Genomic DNA, 21762 nt, shown 5'->3' with positions numbered 1-21762 from the left:
TAAAGAAAAAAATACGTTTAATGGCGTTGAAGGTGCGATGAATTGGATGGTCTTATGTATGATTTCAGCAACAGCTATCTGCATATTACCCCGACAATTCCACACAGCTATCGTTGAAAACAGACAGGAAAAGCACATCAGAACGGCAATCTGGTTTTTTCCGCTTTATCTATTGATCTTCACCATATTCATTTTCCCGATTGCTTGGGGCGGAAGATTGATTTTTGATGGTGAAAAAGTAAATCCGGAGTTCTATTCTATTTTAATTCCACAGCATTTTGATAATACTTTAATCACCGTTTTGGTTTTTCTTGGCGGATTGAGCTCATGCATTTCTATGATTATTATTTCTGCCATTACTTTATCCATCATGCTTTCCAACAACCTCATCATTCCTTACGGCTTGCTTGGAAAACTGAAATCTGAAAATGAAACACAAAATACAAGAAGCATCACCAATATAAGAAAATTCAGCATCTTCGCTTTGATCATCATGGCTTTTGTGTTCTATAAATATTTTATTTTAAAAATATCGCTGGATTCCGTAGGATTAATCTCGTTTGTGGTAATTGCACAATTGGCACCTGCATTTTTTGGAGCTATATTCTGGAGAAGAGGAAGTTATAAAGGCGCTGTAATTGGATTGGCAGCCGGATTAGCGATCTGTTATTTCGGATTGATTATCCCTCAGTATTATTTTTCTTACAATCAGGAATTCAAAGGGGTTTTAAGAGATATGTACAACTCTTTCAATTTCTTCACAATTTCTTATCTGGGAAGAATTCCACAGATTTTTTTCTGGTCGATTCTGGTAAATACAGGTTTGTTTACGATTATCTCCGTAAGCACCAAAGGAAATTACCGCGAGAGAAACTTCGCTGAACTCTATGTAGATATTGACAAATACATCCAGAACCACGAAAATGCTTTTATCTGGAGAGGAACTGCCTATATTTCGGATATTCAGAATATCCTGGAAAGATTTTTAGGTAAAAACAAGACTGAACAGGCGTTGAGAATTTTCAATTTAAAATATAATATCGACTCTAAAACAGAAACTGCCGATTCAAGATTCATTAAATTTTCAGAAAACCTTCTGGCAGGAAGAATAGGAACAGCTTCTGCTAAAATTCTTATTGAAGGCGTAACCAAGGAAGATAAAATATCTCTGAAGGAAGTTCTGAACATTCTTGAAGAATCTAAAGAAAATATCAGCCTAAATAAAAAACTTACAGAACAGTCTGAAGAATTACAGAAACTATCTGACGATCTTAGAACCGCCAATGAAAACCTGATCGTAAAAGACCGTCAAAAGGATGACTTCCTGGATTCTGTTGCTCATGAACTAAGAACACCAATAACAGCAATCCGTTCAGCCGGGGAAATCCTGGCTGACGATGATGACATTCCTTTTGAAATTAAACAGGAGTTCCTGAACAATATCATCACAGAATCTGACCGGTTAAGTGAGATCATCAACGACATTCTTTATCTTGATAAGCTTCAGCATGGGGAGATTTCTTTGAATATTCAACAAAATAATATTCTTGACACTTATAAAAAAGCATTAAACCCTATTCTGCATCTGATACAGCAGAAAAACATCCATTTAAGCGAAGTTAATCTCCTGAACCGGGTTATCTTTGAATATGATGAGGCCAGGATGATCCAGCTTCTCCAGAATATTTGGGGGAATGCCTTAAAATTTACGGATGAACAAGGAACAATACAGACCAAATTATTTGAAAAGGAAAATCAATTGGTTATTACCATTTTCAATACCGGGAAACATATTCCTGAAGAAGATCTGGAAATGATTTTTGACAAGTTTTACCAATCCAAGAACCAGAATATTTTAAAACCTACAGGAAGCGGACTTGGACTTGCCATTTCAAAAAAGATTATACAAGCCCACAAAGGAAGTATCAAAGCAGAAAACAGCGGACTCGGGGTAACGTTTACCATCACCCTTCCTGACAGAATAATAAACGAGATTAAAAATGAAGTTGAACACCTTTAAAAAGCATTTATGAAAAAGATAATCATTGCCGATGACGAACACAAAATATTAATGTCGCTGGAATACAGCTTTAAAAAGAACGGCTACGATGTCTATATCGCCCGTGACGGAACAGAAGTTCTTGAGTTTTTAAAAACAATGGTTCCGGACGTTATCCTACTTGATATCATGATGCCGAACCTTGACGGATACAGCACTTTAGACCTCATCAAACAGGATGACAGACTTAAAAATACAAAAGTGATCTTTCTGAGTGCAAAAAACAATCCGAGAGATATTGAAAAAGGGCTTGAAATGGGCGCTGATGCCTATGTAACAAAGCCTTATTCTATAAAAAAACTGATGCAGCAGATTGAAGAAATGTTTTAAAGAAAATCCTTGTCAAGGTTTAAAACCTTGACAAGGATAAAAAACCAAACACACTATTGACATGAATACTGATATTTTATTTAAACAAAGCATAGAAAACAAAGAAGCCTTCTGGAAAGAACAAGCTGAAGCCATACAATGGTTTGAATTCCCGCAACAAATTCTTTCAAATGACGCCAACGGCTATCCACAGTGGTTTGCTGATGGAAAACTGAATATGTGCTATTTGTGCATTGATAGACATATTGAAGATGGTTTTGGAGACCAGAATGCCATTGTATATGATTCCCCCGTAACAGGCCAGAAGAAAATTTACACCTTCAATGAGGCTAAAGAGGAGATTTCAAAATTAGCAGGCGGATTAATTTCTTTAGGATTAAAAAAGGGAGACACAGCAGTTATTTATATGCCTATGATTCCTCAGACTCTTTTTGCCATGCTTGCCTGTGCAAGAATTGGTGTTATTCACAATGTGGTTTTCGGCGGATTTGCTCCCCACGAACTAGTGGTAAGAATTGACGACTGTAAGCCTAAAGTCTTAATCACAGCCACTGCAGGAATAGAAATTGCTAAAAGAATCCCTTACCTCCCTTTGGTAGAAAAAGCCATTGAACTGGCTCAGGATAAAGTAGATAACATTATCGTCTACAACAGGAAATTAGTAGATAATCAGGATGAAATGTTTGATGGGTTGATTGATTATGAAGAATTGGTTCAAAAATCAGCGCCCGCTGATTGTGTACCTGTAGAATCCACTCACCCACTTTACCTGCTTTACACCTCCGGAACCACAGGGAAACCTAAAGGAATTGTTCGGGATACCGGTGGATACGCTACAGCATTAAAGTTCTCCATGAAATATATCTATGGTGTAGAACCTGGAGAAACCTATTGGGCAGCATCGGATTTTGGATGGGCTGTAGGACACAGCTATTCCGTTTATGGACCACTCCTCAACAGAAATACAACGATTGTCTTTGAAGGAAAACCTATTATGACCCCTGACGCAGGAACTTTCTGGAGAATCATATCAGAATATAAGGTTTCCGTTATGTTTACTGCTCCTACAGCCATCCGGGCTATCAAAAAAGAGGATCCTAATGGTGAATTGGTTAAAAAATATGATCTGACACACTTCAAGAAACAATTCCTTGCCGGTGAGCGATGTGATGTTGCCACTCTGGATTGGTTTGCTGAACATATTGGTGTTCCGGCTATCGATCACTGGTGGCAGACAGAATCCGGATGGCCGATGCTTGGATTATTAACTTTTGACGAGAATTATAAAATCAAAAGGGCCTCCGCAGGAAAACCTATTCCAGGATATGATATTAAAATATTTGATGAAAACGGGCTTGAACTAGATCCACATCATGAAGGATATTTAGTGATAAAACTTCCTCTCCCACCAGGCGCAATGCTGGGAATATGGAAGGATTACGAACGCTTTGAGAATAGCTATTTATCACAATACAAAGGATATTATTTCTCAGGAGACGGTGCTATACAGGATGAAGACGGCTATATTTTTATCACAGGAAGAGTGGATGATGTAATCAACGTTGCCGGACACCGGCTTTCCACCTCAGAAATGGAAGAAATCGTTTCCTCACATCCAGATGTTGCAGAATGCGCAGTGGTAGGAATTGACGATGATTTAAAAGGCCAGATTCCTTTTGCAACTGTTGTTTTAAAAAATGGAGCCATCATTACCGAGGAAGAACTGGAAAAGAACATCATCCAAATGGTCCGCGAAAAGATTGGCGCCGTAGCCTTTCTGAAAAACGCAATGGTTGTCAAACGTTTACCTAAAACAAGGTCCGGAAAAATCTTAAGAAAGCTTATCAGAACATTACTGGACGGAAAAGATTTTCAGATTCCATCTACGATTGATGATGAAAAAATTATAGAAGAAATCCAGGAAAAGATCCTTGAATATAGGGCTTAACCAAAAAATTAAACATATATTTAAATATCATTTTGATTTAAATTACTCCAATAACTTAAAGTCAAAAACAAATATCAATACAATTCAAATTTCAAAAAACAAAAGGGATATGAGAAATTACTTAATAGAAGATTTACCACAATATTTTGAAGATTATAAAAAGTCTATCAAAAATCCGAAGAAATTCTGGGATAAAGTAGCCGATCAGAACTTTGTATGGTATCAGCGATGGAGCAAGGTGGTTAAGTATGACATGAATGAAGCTAAAATCGAATGGTTCAAAAATGCCAAGCTCAATATAACCAAAAACTGTTTGGATAGACATCTTGCCATAAGAGGAGAAAAAACAGCCATCATCTGGGAACCTAACGATCCCAAAGAAGAAGCGCAGCATATTTCCTACAACGAATTATATACCCGCGTCAATAAAACAGCCAATGTTTTAAGAGATATGGGCATTGAAAAGGGAGACAGAGTATGTATTTATCTTCCAATGATCCCGGAACTTGCCGTTACCATGCTGGCTTGTGCTAAATTGGGAGCTGTTCATTCCGTTATTTTTGCCGGATTCTCTGCTTCTGCTGTATCTTCAAGAGTGAATGACTGTGAAGCAAAAATGGTTATCACATCCGATGGCAGCTACAGAGGAAGCAAACTTCTGGACCTGAAAAGCATTGTTGATGAAGCACTGGAAAAGACTCCAACCGTTGAAAAAGTGCTGGTTGTTAAAAGAACCCACAACGAAATCAAAATGAAAGAAGGAAGAGATTACTGGTTGGCTGACCTGTATGAAAAAGCTTCACCTGATTTCGTAACGGTGATTATGGATTCTGAAGATCCTCTTTTCATCCTTTACACTTCCGGATCTACAGGAAAACCTAAAGGAATGCTTCATACCTGCGCCGGATACATGGTATATACAGCCTATACCTTTAAAAATGTATTTAATTATAAGGAAAACGATATTTATTGGTGTACTGCAGATATTGGCTGGATCACCGGTCACTCTTACATTCTTTACGGCCCATTATTGAACGGAGCCACTACAGTGATTTTTGAAGGCGTTCCTACCTATCCTGAACCGGACCGTTTCTGGGAAGTGATTGAGAAACATAAGATCACCCAGTTTTATACTGCGCCTACAGCTATCCGTTCTTTAGCTAAAGAAAGTGCAGAATGGGTAGACAAACATGATTTGAGTTCTTTAAAAGTGATCGGTTCTGTAGGAGAGCCTATCAATGATGAAGCATGGCATTGGTTTAACGATCATGTCGGAAAGAAAAAATGCCCGATTGTTGATACCTGGTGGCAAACTGAAACAGGAGGAATTATGATTTCACCACTTCCTTTCGTTACCCCTACCAAGCCTACTTACGCTACTCTTCCTTTACCGGGTATTCAACCTGTTCTCATGGACGATAAACGTAATGAAATCACAGGAAACCAGGTAACCGGAAACCTGTGTATCCGTTTTCCATGGCCGGGAATCGCAAGAACTATCTGGGGCGACCACCAAAGATATAAAGAAACCTACTTTACTGCTTTCCCTGGAAAATATTTCACGGGTGACGGTGCTTTAAGAGACGAAGTGGGTTATTACAGAATTACAGGTCGTGTAGATGACGTTATCATCGTTTCCGGACATAATCTGGGAACCGCACCTATTGAAGACAGTATTAACCAACACCCTGCTGTTGCAGAGTCCGCTATCGTAGGCTACCCTCATGACATTAAAGGAAATGCTTTATATGGATATGTAATGCTTAAAGAAACCGGGGAAAGCCGCGATAAGGAAAATCTAAAGAAAGAAATCAATCAGCTGATTTCCGACCAGATTGGGCCTATCGCCAAACTGGATAAGATACAGTTCGTTTCAGGGCTTCCGAAAACACGTTCCGGTAAGATCATGCGTAGAATCCTTAGAAAAATTGCAGAAGGAGACTTCAGTAACTTTGGAGACATCAGCACTTTACTGAACCCTGAAATTGTAGATGAAATTAAAAACGAAAGAATCTAATTGAATTTCAAATCATATAATAAAGAGATCATTTCCTTGTGAAATGATCTCTTCTTTTTTTATCATTAAGTATAATTCAAAAAACTCTCGCAAATTTCACAGATTATGCAGATGATTGTGTTATAACTACGGAGATATACTGTAGGAAACAAGAGGCTACAAGTCGCTTATGAAGCAGGAGGAACATCAGAATATTCACGCTTAGAAAGAATCAATTGCATTGACTTGACTCCCTCCTTTGCTCACTAAAATATAACACAAGTATACTTTAAAACCTTTGCGTTAAAGAATATTTGCAAGTTTAAGCATAGATATCAAGAAATCCAAGAGGTTCTTCGCTTTGCTTCGTTCAGAAATAACAGAACACAAAATATATCCGGAAATTATTAAATCTGTGTGAGCAATAAATTAATCCAAATCAAAAAATTAGAGTTAAATAGCAAAAAAATTTCACAGTTGCTTTTATCAGAAGGTTTTATAAATCCTTATTATTCCTGAGAATTATCAAAAAAATTAATAAATCTACAAAACCAAACGCATGTTCAATAGATATTTTCAAATATTTTAACATTATATTATAGATAAAATATTAATAGATAAATTTTATTGTATTTATATCAAAAAAATAAGAAAATTTTCATTAACTTTAATCACAACTTTAAAACCCATTAATTATGTCAAATATATTAGCTGGGCTATTTGAGCACCATAGCGATTACAAAAAGCTTGAGAGTGATCTGGAAAATTCAGGAATTCCTAGTTCTGATTACATTGTATACCTTAACAGTGAAGCAGGTAACGGCTCCCAATACCTGGCGAGTGTGGCGGTAAAGGACAGTAGCCAGGCAGATAGTGCCCGGAACATTTTCATGCAAAATGCTGTTATTAAAACTTATTTATTCGAAAATATGAGCATCGATCAGGCTAATTATGATACAATTAAAAAGTACATTGATGCCAGAAACAGAGCCGAAATCCACAACAGCCCTGATATTAAAATTAAAACCGCAAGTGACGGTATGAATTCAGAGGTAAAATTCTAAATCAATATAAAACTAAATAACCGGAAATCCGTAGTGCGTGCTACGGATTTTTTATGTTTGAAAAAAGCAAAAATTTTCGTATTTTCGTCTAATTATAGGCATCTGCACAAATGAGTTACGATTTAGAACAAGAGAACAAAGAGATCCTTGCAAGATATAAGGATCTGATTTCTAATACATACAGAACACTGGATGAGGAAAATAACAAACTTATCCGGAAAGCATTCGATATTGCATTGGATGCACATAAAGACCAAAGGAGAAAGTCTGGGGAGCCATACATCTACCACCCTATCGCTGTAGCCAAAATTGTAGCGACGGAAATAGGTCTGGGAGCTACTTCCATTGCCTGTGCGTTGCTGCATGATGTGATTGAAGATTCCGACTATACTTACGAGGATCTGAAAAAAATCTTTGGCGAAAAAATCGCCAGTATCGTGAATGGATTAACCAAAATATCCATCATGAATCATCAGAATATCTCTGTGCAGTCAGAAAACTATAGAAAACTATTGTTGACGTTGTCTGAAGATTTCAGAGTAATTCTGATCAAAATAGCAGACCGTCTTCACAATATGCGGACGCTGGAAAGCATGGCTCCGGACAAGCAGAAAAAAATTGCTTCAGAAACGGTTTACATCTATGCTCCTATGGCTCACCGTCTGGGGTTGTATAATATCAAATCCGAGCTGGAAGACCTTTCCTTGAAATACAATAATCCTGAGGTATACAATGAAATCACGGAGAAGTTGGAATTGGCTAAAGAAAGCCGTGAAAGGTATATTGAGGAATTCAAAACGGAGGTTTCTGAGCGATTGAAGGAAGAGGGCTTAAATTTCACCATCAAAGGCCGTGCAAAGGCTATTTCTTCCATTTACAGAAAAATGCTGAAGCAAGGGGTTTCCTTTGAAGAAGTTTTTGACAACTATGCCATCAGAATCATTTATAAGTCGGATGCCAAGAACGAAAAATTCCTGGCATGGAAGATTTACTCCATTGTTACGGATGTTTACCACAGTAACCCTTCAAGAATGCGTGACTGGATTACCCAACCCCGTTCTACAGGATACGAAAGCTTACATCTAACCGTTCTTGGTCCTGACAAAAAATGGATTGAAGTACAGATCCGTTCGGAACGAATGGATGAGATTGCTGAAAAAGGGGTTGCAGCACATTACAAATACAAAGAAGGCTACAAACAAAGTTCCGATGACCGTAATTTTGAAAAATGGGTTACAGAGATCCGTGAGGTACTTGAACAGCAGCAAAACCTTTCTACCTCTGAGCTTTTAGATAATATCAAACTGAATCTTTATTCAAAAGAAGTGTTTGTATTTACTCCAAAAGGAGAAATTAAGATCCTTCCGACCAATGCAACAGCGCTGGATTTTGCCTTTTCGGTTCACTCCGATCTGGGAATGAAGTGTCTGGGTGCTAAAATTAACGGAAAGCTGGTTCCTATTTCCTATGTGCTTCAAAACGGAGATCAGGTGGATATTCTTTCGTCTCAGAATCAGAAGCCTAAATCGGATTGGCTGGAGTTTGTAGTAACTTCTAAAGCGAAATCCAAGATTAAAAGCTACCTTAACTCCCAGAAAAATCAGCTGGTAGATGAAGGAAAAGAAATTTTACAAAGAAAGCTTCGTCATGCTAAAATCAATTTCAATGATGAAGAGATCAATAAACTGCAAAAGTTCTTTAATTTAAAATCGTCCCAGGAACTTTTCCTTAAATTCCAGAGCAATGAACTGGATGCAAGCAGCTTAAGAAAATATATTGAAAGTAAAAACGTATTCAACAACTTACTTTCCAGATTCAGAAAGTCTCCATCTAAAAATGTTCACTTCGAGGAGCCGAAAGAGCAAAACCTTGACATGATCGTTTTTGGAAAAGATGAGGAAAAACTGAATTATAGCTATGCAAAATGCTGTACGGTAATTCCAGGAGACAAAATCTTTGGATTCATTACCATTTCTGATGGAATCAAGGTACACAGCGATAACTGTCCGAACGCCATTAATCTTAGGGCACAATATGACTACCGTGTCATTCCAGCCAAATGGGTAAATGCTGAAAGCTTCAAAAACAGAGTAAAAATCGAAATTGAAGGTCTTGACAGAATGGGTATGATTAACGATATTACAACCGTCATCAGCGGAAGCATGGGAATGGATATGAAAAGTATGTCTATTGAATCCAACAACGGAGTTTTCACAGGAAACATTAATCTTGAAGTCAAGAATAAGGGGCAATTGGAGGAAACCTTCAAAAAGCTCAAGAGTATTAATGGAGTCTCAAGAGTGAGACGACTACAATCATAAACATGAATTTATCACTTTATTTTAAAAAATTTTTCAACAACAGCCAGGCCTCAGGAATCATTCTTATTTTCTGTGTGCTTATTTCATTAGTTATTGCCAATTCTTCTCTTGCCGGAAGTTTTCAGAACTTCTTAGACAAAGAGGTTGGAACTCATCTGTTTGACTTGAACTATCCTGTGAGTATCTGGATCAATGATGGTCTGATGGCCATATTCTTCCTTTTGGTAGGATTGGAAATTAAAAGAGAGCTTGTAGAGGGTGAACTTTCTTCTTTTAAGAATGCCTCACTGCCCATTTTTGCAGCGGTAGGCGGAATGCTGGTACCCGCGATTATTTACAGTATTTTCAACTCAGGGACGGAATATAGCAATGGCTGGGGAATTCCGATGGCAACAGATATTGCTTTTTCTTTGGCTATTATTTCAATGCTGGGGAAGAAAATCCCTAATTCAATCAAGATATTTCTGGCTGCATTGGCTATTGTAGATGATCTTGGAGCGATCCTGGTGATTGCTATTTTTTATACAGACCAGATCCACTGGAGCTATCTTCTACTCTCTTTTGGAGTGACAGCCCTGCTGTTTATCTTAAACTTTTTAAAAGTTACCAAAACAATATTTTACATTATTCCCGGATTGTTTTTATGGTATTTCCTGCATCATTCCGGAATTCACGCCACTATAGCAGGTGTTTTACTGGCCTTTTCAATTCCTACCAATGCGTCAAATGTAGAAATTTCACCATTGGAAAAACTGGAACACCAGCTTCATATTCCTGTCAGCTTTTTGATTATGCCTATTTTTGCTTTAACCAATACCAATATTACTTTTTCAAGTGAAATGGTAGCAGGGGTTACAAGTACTTTAGGATTGGGAATTATCTGCGGATTGGTTCTTGGGAAGCTCATTGGAATTAACTTATTCTCTTTAATTGCCATTAAATTAAAGCTTAGTTCTTTACCTCAAAACAGCAACTGGACCCAGATGATTGGTGTTGGTCTTTTGGCAGGAATCGGATTTACAATGTCTATTTTTATCGCCTTATTATCATTTAAAGGAGAAGTTATAATTCAGGATGAAGCTAAATTCGCCATTCTGATAGCTTCTTTTATTGCAGCAATTCTAGGATTCACCATCTTAAGTGTAAGTTCTAAAGAAAATATGGAACCGGAAGAAGATTAATTCTTTTTCTGGTCTTCCAGCTTTCTACGATGCTCTTCATCGCTTTCAAAATCCGGCTCTGTAACAGGAGTATAGTAGTTAACGGTTTCCTTCTGAATTTCATCGGACAGCAGCTTTTCTATTCTAAGCTTTCTGATCGCCATATTCAGCTCATTTCCGAAAAGTAAAAGGTAAACATTCACATTCACCCAAACCATCAGCAGGATCATGCTTCCAATAGATCCGTAAAGAACGTTGTAGCGGGCTATATCTTTCACATAGATCGCAAAAATATAGGTGGTAAGCACAAATAATACTGTGGTAAGAATTGCTCCCGGAACCGCCTGTCTGAATCTTGTAATCTTTACCGTTCCCAGCCAGTAAAATAAGGTTAAAAGGATAAAATAAAACAGCGGAAAAGAAACGAAACCAATAATACTGGAAAGATTATCTACCAGCCAGCTTACATCATAAGCAGGGGTAAAAAGCTTCATTACAACCTCTACATAATAGACTCCGAAAAGCGTTAAAAATACAATGGTAATAAAGCCAATTGTGATAAAGAACGAAAGGATAAATTCCTTTACATCACTCAGCTTTTCTTCTGTATTTTCATTAAATCCGTTAATCAGGGAAAAAGTACCGTTTGTGGCAAAAATGAGCGCCAGAACGATTGTCAGATTACTGATTCCTTTCATATTGGGGATGATATTGGTTTCAATATAACCTCTTACATCTCCTTCCATATTGGATGGGAAAACATTGTGCATCAGCACATCAAAAATATAGAACTGCAACTTATCATAATGCGGCATATAAGGCAGTACGGAAAGCAGGAACAGGATAAAAGGGAATAAACTTATGGTAAAGCTCCAGGAAATAGCAGCCGCTTTTCGTCCTATCTTCCCTTTAAAGATCCCGGAGATATAGATCTGAAACATCTGCCAAAGTGATATTCCCAGAACAGGAATATGGATGTCATCAAAAAATGCCTGAACCTTCAGGATAAAATTAGGAACTTTTATACCCATCTATTTGCTTGTCTTTTTACAAAGGTAGGGGAATTAAATTAAATAAATGAAAGAAAAGGACCTGTAAACTTAATAGAGAATAAACGTGAAACAGAAAAATTCACAAGTAGATTTGTGATTTTAAATGACACAGAATCCCAAACATCGAACTGCAAACTTTAAACCTTAGACATAAAATCTTATCTTTGCCGCCTGAAACTTCTTACAATGCGAATCAGTTTACTTTGTATCGGCAAAACGGATGATAAGGAAATTACATCCCTGATTAATTACTATCTTAACCGCCTTCCTAAACACTGGAATTTTGAAATCACTGAGATTCCTGATGTTAAAAATGCTAAGAACCTTTCATCGGATCTTCTTAAAAAAGAGGAAGCCAAGCTTTTCCTTAATCATATTGATAAAAATGATCTTGTTGTTATCCTGGACGAAAAGGGAAAACAGTTTACAAGCCGTGAATTTTCACAGAAAATTGATACATGGATGAATTCTTCCGTTAAAAAAGTACATATTCTGATTGGAGGTGCTTATGGTTTTTCAGAAGATATGTATAACAGGGCCAATGAAAAGATGTCGTTATCTAAAATGACTTTTACCCATCAGATGATCCGTCTTTTTATTGTGGAACAGCTTTACCGTGCAGATCAGATCCTCCAGGGAAAGCCTTATCATAATGATTAAAAGTCACTTATTTTTCAAACTGTAAGGAACCGGCTTATCCTTTTAAACCGATCTGTCTTTTGGCCTCTCCTATCACAAAAGCTACAGAATTGGCAATATTAAAACTTCGGATCAGTTTAGACATCGGAATGGTTAAATGGTTTTCAAACTGATTCAGAACCTCTTTACTCAATCCAACGCTTTCTTTCCCGAAAACAAGCCAGTCGCCATCCTGAAAGTCATTTTCAAGATATGATTTCTCGGCATGGGAACTCATTAAGAAAACACGGGACGGATCAGGAACGCTGCTTATCCATTCTTCTATATTGGCATATTCTGTAACATCAAGATGTACCCAATAATCCAACCCGGACCGCTTCAGGTTTTTATCATTAATTACAAATCCAAAGGGATGAATCAAGTGCAGTTTAGATTCCGTACCCACACATAAACGTCCGATATTTCCTGTATTATTTGGAATTTCGGGCTCTACAAGAACAACATTTAACATGTCTATTTTTTATATGAATAAAAACAGCTGAATCTGATTGTAAAATTATCTTCAGCTGTTTTTTATTGATGATTATAATGATTTCAATATAAAAAACAATCCTTTTAAAAAGTATTGTAATGGGATGAATATTACTTTTTAACACATTTAGCGTAATATTCAGCTAATACCGCTTTTTCATAGCCTAAATTAACAGCTTTATCCAGATTTTCGCAGGCTTCTTTTGGTTTAGCTGTATTGAATAAAATCATTGCTTTTGTTACATAGGCCTGGGCAAATTTCGGATCAATAGAAATTGCTTTATTAACGTCTGCAAGAGCTTCTTTGTTTTTTTTCATTCTGGAATAAACATCTGCCCTTCCGCTATATAATAATGATTCCGGTTTTTCTGCAATAAGTTTGTTATAATCCTTCAATGCATCATCCAGCTCACCGTTATTTTTTTTGAGATTGGCTAATCCTGTCTTGGCAAAGATATTATCCGGTGCAAAGGTCAGGATATGATTAAGATCTGCTTTAGCCAAATCTTTTTTGTCCTGAACTTCATAGATCTTGGAACGGGTAAGATATAAATCAGCGCTTTTGTCATTCACCTTAAGCCCGCTTTCAATATATTCCAATGCTTTTTTCTTATCTCCTTTCTGGCTGTAGAGTGAAGAAAGATTTTCATAGACAGCAACAGACATTGGATTGGTTTTCAAAGCCATGTCATACGACTTAAAAGCAAGATTGGTCTTTCCTAATCTTCTTTGCGATGTTCCGAGATAGTTATAATATTCTGATTGAATTTTTCGGATCTGTTCTTTTTCTGCCAGTTTGGAATATTGCTCTTCAGCACATTTATAATCAGCTTTTTTAAAACATTCCTCAGCCATTTTTTTATCCTGAGCAAAGACATTTAATGAGAAACTAAGGGAAGCTAAAACTAATAAAGATTTTTTCATGAAGTTATATTTTGTTTGTTGATTACTTTTCTGGCGAGTGCACCAAATATCACTCCCAATAAAGATCCAACAAACGCTCCCACCAAAATATCAATTGGAAAATGCACTCCTAAATATATTCGGCTGTAGGAAACCACTATAGCCCATACAAATATAGCATAAGGAAACCATTTAAGTTTATTTTTAAGCAAAATACTTAAAAAGGAGGCTAAAAAGAATGTATTGGATGCATGCGCGGAATAAAATCCATACTGCCCACCACATTTCACAATTCTCATATAATGCTCCAAACTAGGATCATGGCATGGTCTCAGCCTTGCCACTCCATATTTGAATACGCTTGCCAGCTGGTCTGAAACTGTTGCCCCAAGCGCTAAAAATATAATGATAAAAACTAAAGATTTTAGTTTGTAATTTTTGTATAAAAAATAAAGGAATATAATATAAAGCGGCACCCAAATCCATGTGCTGGATATCAGCATCCAAAACTGATCAAAGGCCGGATCGCCCAAATTATTAAGGTATAGGAATACCTGCTTATCTTCCTGAATAATTTCCTCCATACATTATCTGCTTACAGGCCCTTCGTAAGTTTCATCATCGGCGGGCTTTGGTTTGGGAGGTTCCTGAGTTGTAGAAGCAGGTTCTGTAAGAATATCTTTTTCAATATCCTTCATTGGATTAAAATCCTTGGCAGCATCTTTTACTTTCTCAATTTCACGTTTAATTTCAGAAACAGGGTTATCTGTTTCCTTCATGATCTCAGTTTTGATATCTTCCACTGCACCACGCATTTTTCTAACGCCTGCGCCTAAGTCACGCGCAATCTGAGGCAGTTTATCCGGACCGAATAATACAACGATTGCTACTGCAATCAATGCCATTTCTCCAATGCTTAATTCCATGCTGTAAAATTACAAAAGATTATACATTTATTTGCCGTAAACTAAAAATTTAAACAAATTTTAAGATTTTGGACAGAGAAAGTTTAAGGTTTAAGGTTTAAGGTTGGTGTACCTTTCCCTTGTCTACCCTTGTCTCCAATTTTTTCCTACCGGTCTATTATCTATCATCTTTCTCCTCTTATATTTTTCACAAATCACCCTATAAAACACCAATTACCATCAAATTAACAAATAATTAATTCAAAACTTTGAGAATTACCTGTCATTTAATTATATTTACTACACACAACCTAAATTAAAATATTATGAAAAAATTAGTTACTGCCTTTAAACTTATGGCCGTATTATCGGTATTAACACTTAGCAGCTGTAGTGATGACAGCAATGAAATCACAAAACAGGAAACGGTTCAGGCTAAAATTACCACTGCTGATTTACAAAAAGAAACCGTTTCTATTTCACAAACTGTTCCCGGTACTGTACAGATTCAACTAGATGAATCACAAAAGAGTCTTGAAAAATACCTGAAAAGTGATTTACAGATTGCCGGTGTAAGAGTGATTGGACAAATCTCAACACAAAAAGGGATTGAGATTTCAAAAAGTCTTATTTCTGACAAAGACCAATTTATTGCAGTAGGAAATCTTATGGACCTTTCTACGGTTAAATTAGGAAGGATTGGTGATCTTTATGCAGGGGATGATCTTACTATGGCCCAAACCGGATTGAAAGAAATGGCGACTGAGGAAATAAAAACAGGAACCAACGTTATGGAAGTGATCTGGAGCAACAAAAATGGAAAATTCACCAGTCTTTGTTTCTATAATGATTCCGGAATTATCTGGGATAATGTTCTTGGAGGCCTGATTGTGATGGACACCAGAGGAACTGTAGAAAATTCAAATGCAGCAGTTGCAAAAGTATCCTCTAAATGGTATAAGGAATGGTGGACGGCAAGCTGGCTTTGGGGCTCTAAAAGGGGTGAAATGGGTTATCAGATTACGATATACTATACTGGTTCAACAGTATCAAACGCTGATGTTAATGACTGGGCTAACATTAGCTTGGGAAAAGCAAAAAGTGAAAGCAGGATTACCAGAAAAACTGGTGCTTACGGGCAATGTCAATATGCATTGGGACTTTGTACTCCAACCGGATCTTTAAGCTTTAATGCAAGTAAGTTTTCCATATCATTCTCAGGATTGGGCAGTAATATGGTAAGCAATGGGTACAAATCATTATATCCTTAGTTTCATAGAATATAAAATTTTAAAAATGATAAAGGGAAGCCGGCAGCTTCCCTTTATTTTATTTATATAATTATAATCAAATAGCAGTTTGTTTTATACTTTCTGCTTCAGAAGTTCAGCAGCCTTTTCATTCACCTTTGAAAAACCAGATTTTTCATGACATTAGTGAATTCTTTGAAAGTATTCTCCTAATTTTGAATCATTCTGAGATTCGTCTTACATATTTATATTTCTTCAATTTTCGGGAAAATCACGAAAATATCAACTCAGTTTATGATTTACCATCAAACATAATAGTTCTTTTTTAACCATAAGCTTAGTTTTACAAGTAATATCAAAACCGGCACTTCTACCAGCGGTCCGATCACGCCAACAAATGCTTGCGGGGAATGAATTCCAAAAACAGCAATAGATACGGCAATTGCTAATTCAAAATTATTACCTGTTGCTGTGAAGGCTATGGAAGCATTTTTATCATAAGGAACTTTGAATGACCTGTTTATCATGAAGCTTACCAAAAACATCACGACAAAATATATGATCAACGGTACAGCTACTTTTAAAACATCTAATGGTAACTCTAATATCTTATCCCCTTTCAGGCTGAACATGATTACAATCGTAAATAAAAGAGCATGCAGAGTAAATGGGGAAATCCAGGGAACAAATTTCCTGTTATACCATTCCGAACCTTTTAACCTGATTAGGAAATATCGGCTTAAAAAACCTGCTATGAAAGGAATACCCAGATATATAAAAACACTTTCCGTAACATCTCCCATTGATACTGTTATATTAAAATTAGCCAATCCTAATTTTTCGGGAAGAATATTAATGAAAAGCCAAACCATAAAACTGTAACTGAGTACTTGAAACAGGCTGTTTAAAGCTACCAATAGTGCTCCATACTCACGATTACCTTTTGCTAAATCGTTCCAGACGAGTACCATTGCAATACACCTTGCCAAGCCAATCAGAATTAAACCAATCATTAATTTCCTGTTTTTTTAATAACTCAATTGTTTCTAATAGTTTAGGGTACATCATTTAATTATTTTGAGTGATTTAAACTTAGCAGCATCCGGAATTTGGAGTACAGCAAGAAGTCTTATTTGAAGAAAGTTCTGATAAACTTACTTTCTGCTTTTCTGCAGGAATACCGCATGCATCCTGAGCTAAGCAGGCCGTTGTTTTATTTTTAAGAACAAAAGTCCTTCCATTGAATTCTAAATCATATTTACCAATTGTTGTATTTTGATATTCCACTTCAATTTCACCATCTTCAATACCCAGTTTTTCTTCCGATAATTTAATAATATTTAATAGCTTCCCCGGTTTTAATCTATGTTCAAAATCATTGGCATTCCATAATTGAAAATTAACCACTTTTTCATGGCGGATAACCCCACCACAATCAATAAAATGTTTTATTACAGTTCCTACTTCTGTAACATGAAAATGCTCAGGAACAAAAGCTCCGTTTTCTAATTGAAATTCCACATTGTCCAGTGTTGACAAAATTTCTTTGATTTCAGATAATTTCATAGTCTTTTTATTTATTGGTTAAACGCTATATTACGATATATTTGAATAAAAAAAATGCCTAGCAGCATTTCTGATTGGAAACAGTCAGTATTATCTTTGAAAAATAATCTTTTAATATTCCAAAGGTATTTTCATCAATACAATAACAGATGGCTGTTCCTTCAATATTTCCTTTTATTAGGCCCGCATTCTTTAATTCTTTAAGATGTTGTGAAACTGTGGCCTGTGCTAGTGGAAGCTCATTCACAATGTCTCCGCAAATACAGGTATTTACTTTCAACAGGTACTCAATAATAGCAACTCTTGCAGGATGGCCTAATGCTTTTGCAATGATAGCGATCCTGTTTTGCTCATCTGTGAAATGATCCGTTTTAGTTACTCCCATAGGTTCAATAATTATATCGCAATATTACGATAAAATATTTATCAAAAAAAGAAAAAACTATTAATTTTAATTTTTACATCCTCTGATTACTTAAAGTAGAGGAATCAGAGGATGTAAAAAAATGATTTGTCCCTCTACAATTAAAAATTCAACCTTATTAAATCTTTGGTTTTTTCTTAAAAGCAGAATAAGTAATGACAACACTAATAGCCATCAAAATAAATGCAAGGAAGAACGGAGCTCCTGAAAATTTAAATGGAGCTTCATCATGAGTGAAGAAATAAAACAGGTTAGTCATCATTGGAGGACCAATAATTGAAGTAGCACTCATTAAGCTGGTTAGTGCACCCTGAAGTTCACCCTGTTCATTAGAAGGTACACTTTTCGTGATTACTGACTGTAAAGCCGGTCCGCAAATTCCTCCTAAACAGTATGGAACCAAAAAAGCAAACATCATCCAACCTTCTGAAGCAAAAGCAAACAATAGCATTCCAATAGCATATAAGGCAAGGCCATAATAAATACTCTTCTGCTCTCCTAATCTTGGGGTAGTCCATCTGATTAAAAGTCCCTGTACCAAACCAACAAGTAATCCAACAACACCTAACGAAATTCCTACCATCCTTTCTGTCCAGTTGAATTTATACATGGTAAAGAAACTCCAGTTACTCTGTACAGCATGCCCTGCAATATAGATCAGGATTAATGCGGTAATAAGCCCTGAAATTTCAGGGTGTTTTCCTAAGAATTTGAAAGATCCTACAGGATTGGCTCGCTTCCAGTCAAACTCTCTTCTTTTGTCTTTATCTAAACTTTCAGGAAGGATGAAATAGCCATACAGAAAATTAAGAAGGCATAAGCCTGCCGCCGCATAAAAAGGAACTCTTGCCCCATAATGTCCTAAAACTCCTCCCAAAACTGGTCCTATAATAAAGCCCAAACCGAAGGCTGCTCCTATCAGTCCAAAGTTTTTTGCCCTGTCTTCATCTGTAGAAATATCTGCAATATAAGCACTCGCAGTGGTTACACTTGCTCCGGTAATCCCTGCAATGATTCTTCCCAGAAACAGCCACCAGATACTTGGAGCCAGCGCCAGGAAAATATAATCTACGGCAAATCCGAAAAGTGAGATCAGAATAATAGGTCTACGCCCATATTTATCACTCAGGTTTCCAACCAGCGGAGAAAAGATAAATTGTGTAAATGCATAGGCAAACCCCAGCCAGCCCCCATATTTTGCAGCTTCACTGATATCTGCATGAATCAACTCTTCAATTAATTTAGGAACCACAGGAATAATGATCCCCCATCCCGTAATATCAATCAATAAAGTAATAAATATAAAGCCTATAGCTGCTTTTTTCTTTGAATTTTCCATGATGGTGCAAAATTAATCAAATCTTAAAAATAATGGTTCTAAATTGCACTATATTAAAGAAGTATAATACTGACTCACAGAATCCTGTTAAAAAACACAGTGTTTTTATATTATTTCCAACAACTCAAACCACAGAAAATTAAAGATCCGGCAATCATAAAATAAAAAGACCTGATTTCAAACGAATATGAAACAGGCCTTTCTACAATTAAATGAATATATTGTACTAATTACTATTAGGTTTCGCAGTAATCATACGGTTGGTGATGATACATTTGATGAGACAACTCTTCTTCAGAGTAACTTTTACCACATTACTGTATTGATAAGCGGTAACATTTCCATTAAGGGTTGATCTTACGCCACGGCGGTAATAAGTAGTCTGAGCAACAGCCGGTGCATCATATGTTGCAGCCGTAGCATTGGTGATATTTGTAAACGTTACATTATCTGTTGAACTCTGCCATTGATATTCTGCATTTCCGGTTACCTGAGCCGCTGCTGTTACCGTAAACGCAGCCGGATCAGCATTGATATCCAGGCAAACCGTTTGATCGGTTCCAATGGTTCCAGGATTGTTCACCGCATTCACAAACAGTCTTCCCACATTTGAATTTGCCTGAAATGAACAGGTATAGAAGCTGGATTTAGCCACTACTCTATACTGGTTATTATTAAATCCTGCAGGAATATTATTGATATTAAGTGTTGAACCCGTCACATTACTATAATTGGCTCCGTTAGCCAGATCCGTCCATGTAGAGCCATTTAATATTTGCCATTGATAGGTAACATTAGCCGGTGTTTCATCAATATCTGTATTACTGATAACAGCCGTCATCGTAGTAGATCCCCCTACCGGAACCGTTCTGTCTGATGGTTGAGAAAGATAGGTCATTGGGTCTATATAATATTCTGAAAGAACATTATACACTCTCATTTCATTGAAAGTAAAGCCAATTCCAAAGTCAGAATAAGATAATCTGATTTCATCCCAAGCTACGTTCGGCATAACTTTAATAATCTTTCGGCTCTGGCTATCTCCAAAATCAAAGAAAAAATGCCCACCAACAGGGGTTGAATACACCTCATTGCCATTATTATAAAATCTAAAACTGGCATCATTAAAACTGGCATTGAAGTTAAATCCTTCAGAAGAAAAATCTATATATACTGGTTTATTTGCGGGAAAATCGCTGCCTGTAGTGCCTACTCCTACATAAATAGGACATATCCCAGCACCTATTCCTGGTTTCAAAGAAGCATAAGAATTGACATCTATATCTGTCATATTGCTCGCATTGACTGCAACAGCACCAATTTTTGCACATGGAGGCAAGAAGGAAATAAAGTTAGCATATTGGGCAGAAGTATTAGTGTCTAATAACCTTCCACAACCACCCATTGGCAATGAAACCATTTCCTGAGAAAGCATTTTGCCTGATACCAGAAAGAATAGCATTATAAGAGCATAACGTAATATTGAATTTGTTTTCATCATTGATAATTTTAAGCTGTTAATTGTACACGGAATAATACTCATCCCTACCTAATCAGGGATGATTGCAATGACTATTGATGTCACTTAAAATTATTTGATTACAAATACAATATTAACGAACGAGCATGCCGTAGCGGTTCCTACTACATCATAACGCAGAATACCATTGGCATCAATACTTACATTCCTTAAAACACTTCCATCGAAATCCGTTACATAATAATACAGATCAGTAGCATTCACAAAGAAAGGAATGGCCGCAGGCGCTCCCGTACTTGTTACTTTCGGAGTTGAGAACTGTGTTTTATACAATTGATATAAATCCAACGTTCTACCTGTTCCCAGCGTAGAAGTATCAATGCTTATAGAAGGCATGTAGAAGAACTTAACGATGTTTCCACTGATGGGAACCCAGTTAGGACTGGCAGGAGTTCCGATGTTTTGGGTTAATGCCTGTCTTTTAAGATCATAAACCAATAAACCATTTGCTGGAGTGGCTACTGTAGTGAGATCAGAAATTCTGGGGATTAATACACCTTTACTGGTGCCGGTAACATCTAAAGCAGAACTTTTATCAGGGGTGGAAGTCCCAATTCCTGTCTGCGCAGTAATAACGCTGCCAGCACATAATGCCGCAGCCACGAATAATTTTTCGAATTTCATTTTTGTTTTGTTTTATGTAAATATATAATAATTTACTACATAATTCTATATTTTTTTGATCTTTTTCAACCAAAATCATTATTACTATACAACATTTAAAAAATGCCTATT

At 36.6% G+C, this 21762-nt stretch carries 19 protein-coding genes and 1 pseudogene; 9 read left to right on the top strand and 11 right to left on the bottom strand.

The window, feature by feature from the left end:
* From BBH99_RS16665 to nhaA, 7 genes are all read left to right on the top strand, one after another.
* Positions 1-2020: ATP-binding protein (locus BBH99_RS16665; RefSeq protein WP_066698229.1), on the top strand; the 2020-nt coding region annotated here is incomplete at its 5' end.
* 9 nt (positions 2021-2029) lie between these two features.
* Positions 2030-2389, top strand: a complete 360-nt coding sequence (locus BBH99_RS16660) for a response regulator transcription factor (protein ID WP_066698225.1) — start codon at positions 2030-2032, stop codon at positions 2387-2389.
* Positions 2390-2450: 61 nt separating this feature from the next.
* Positions 2451-4337 (top strand): AMP-binding protein, encoded by a 1887-nt coding sequence (locus tag BBH99_RS16655; RefSeq protein ID WP_066698223.1) that lies wholly within the window; start codon positions 2451-2453, stop codon positions 4335-4337.
* 88 nt (positions 4338-4425) lie between these two features.
* The gene (gene acs / locus BBH99_RS16650) at positions 4426-6354 is read left to right on the top strand and encodes an acetate--CoA ligase (RefSeq protein WP_262487208.1); all 1929 of its coding nucleotides are present in this window, start codon (positions 4426-4428) and stop codon (positions 6352-6354) included.
* A gap of 674 nt (positions 6355-7028) precedes the next feature.
* Positions 7029-7397, top strand: a complete 369-nt coding sequence (locus tag BBH99_RS16645) for a hypothetical protein (RefSeq protein ID WP_066698222.1) — start codon at positions 7029-7031, stop codon at positions 7395-7397.
* A gap of 110 nt (positions 7398-7507) precedes the next feature.
* A complete protein-coding gene (locus tag BBH99_RS16640) occupies positions 7508-9718 on the top strand; it encodes a RelA/SpoT family protein (protein ID WP_066698219.1) in 2211 nt (736 codons plus the stop codon).
* Positions 9719-9720: 2 nt separating this feature from the next.
* A complete protein-coding gene (gene nhaA / locus BBH99_RS16635) occupies positions 9721-10899 on the top strand; it encodes a Na+/H+ antiporter NhaA (protein WP_066698216.1) in 1179 nt (392 codons plus the stop codon).
* Here the strand turns inward: nhaA and BBH99_RS16630 are convergent.
* On the bottom strand, positions 10896-11909 hold the full coding sequence (locus BBH99_RS16630; protein WP_066698208.1) for a YihY/virulence factor BrkB family protein: 1014 nt from the start codon (positions 11907-11909) through the stop codon (positions 10896-10898). The genes nhaA and BBH99_RS16630 overlap by 4 nt on opposite strands.
* A gap of 207 nt (positions 11910-12116) precedes the next feature.
* Between BBH99_RS16630 and BBH99_RS16625 the strand changes: the two genes are divergently transcribed.
* A complete protein-coding gene (locus BBH99_RS16625; RefSeq protein ID WP_066698205.1) occupies positions 12117-12590 on the top strand; it encodes a 23S rRNA (pseudouridine(1915)-N(3))-methyltransferase RlmH in 474 nt (157 codons plus the stop codon).
* 34 nt (positions 12591-12624) lie between these two features.
* On the opposite strand, the gene BBH99_RS16620 is transcribed toward BBH99_RS16625, so the two are convergent.
* The 4 genes from BBH99_RS16620 to BBH99_RS16605 all read right to left on the bottom strand — a co-directional run bounded on the left by BBH99_RS16620 (position 12625) and on the right by BBH99_RS16605 (position 14929).
* Positions 12625-13080, bottom strand: coding sequence for a tRNA (cytidine(34)-2'-O)-methyltransferase (locus BBH99_RS16620; RefSeq protein ID WP_066698202.1), 456 nt, complete (start codon positions 13078-13080; stop codon positions 12625-12627).
* A 131-nt stretch (positions 13081-13211) separates the two neighbouring features.
* Positions 13212-14024, bottom strand: a complete 813-nt coding sequence (locus BBH99_RS16615) for a tetratricopeptide repeat protein (RefSeq protein WP_066698199.1) — start codon at positions 14022-14024, stop codon at positions 13212-13214.
* On the bottom strand, positions 14021-14587 hold the full coding sequence (locus BBH99_RS16610; RefSeq protein ID WP_066698191.1) for a phosphatase PAP2 family protein: 567 nt from the start codon (positions 14585-14587) through the stop codon (positions 14021-14023). Before BBH99_RS16610 ends, BBH99_RS16615 begins: the two co-directional genes overlap by 4 nt.
* A gap of 3 nt (positions 14588-14590) precedes the next feature.
* A complete protein-coding gene (locus BBH99_RS16605) occupies positions 14591-14929 on the bottom strand; it encodes a Sec-independent protein translocase subunit TatA/TatB (protein WP_066698189.1) in 339 nt (112 codons plus the stop codon).
* 305 nt (positions 14930-15234) lie between these two features.
* Here BBH99_RS16605 and BBH99_RS16600 point away from each other — a divergent pair, with 305 nt between their 5' ends.
* On the top strand, positions 15235-16179 hold the full coding sequence (locus tag BBH99_RS16600; RefSeq protein ID WP_066698186.1) for a hypothetical protein: 945 nt from the start codon (positions 15235-15237) through the stop codon (positions 16177-16179).
* Between the two features lie 284 nt (positions 16180-16463).
* Here BBH99_RS16600 and arsB read toward each other — a convergent pair.
* The 6 genes and pseudogenes from arsB to BBH99_RS16570 all read right to left on the bottom strand — a co-directional run.
* Positions 16464-17171, bottom strand: a pseudogene (arsB, locus tag BBH99_RS16595) (ACR3 family arsenite efflux transporter); the annotation flags it as partial.
* 79 nt (positions 17172-17250) lie between these two features.
* Positions 17251-17724, bottom strand: a complete 474-nt coding sequence (locus BBH99_RS16590; protein WP_066698183.1) for a DUF6428 family protein — start codon at positions 17722-17724, stop codon at positions 17251-17253.
* 58 nt (positions 17725-17782) lie between these two features.
* The gene (locus BBH99_RS16585) at positions 17783-18109 is read right to left on the bottom strand and encodes an ArsR/SmtB family transcription factor (protein WP_066698180.1); all 327 of its coding nucleotides are present in this window, start codon (positions 18107-18109) and stop codon (positions 17783-17785) included.
* Positions 18110-18266: 157 nt separating this feature from the next.
* On the bottom strand, positions 18267-19487 hold the full coding sequence (locus BBH99_RS16580; RefSeq protein WP_066698178.1) for a TCR/Tet family MFS transporter: 1221 nt from the start codon (positions 19485-19487) through the stop codon (positions 18267-18269).
* Between the two features lie 226 nt (positions 19488-19713).
* Positions 19714-20985 carry a hypothetical protein gene (locus BBH99_RS16575; RefSeq protein ID WP_123873202.1) on the bottom strand — a complete coding sequence of 424 codons (1272 nt, stop codon included), beginning with the start codon at positions 20983-20985 and terminating at the stop codon, positions 19714-19716.
* 93 nt (positions 20986-21078) lie between these two features.
* Complete coding sequence (locus BBH99_RS16570) at positions 21079-21651, bottom strand: hypothetical protein (protein ID WP_066698173.1); 573 nt, start codon at positions 21649-21651, stop codon at positions 21079-21081.
* Positions 21652-21762 lie beyond the last annotated feature (111 nt).

This window comes from Chryseobacterium contaminans (assembly GCF_001684955.1).
GTDB classification, from domain to species: Bacteria; Bacteroidota; Bacteroidia; order Flavobacteriales; family Weeksellaceae; genus Chryseobacterium; species Chryseobacterium contaminans.
Note: the sequence above shows the minus strand (reverse complement) of the source record. Positions and strands in the feature narration are given on the sequence as shown.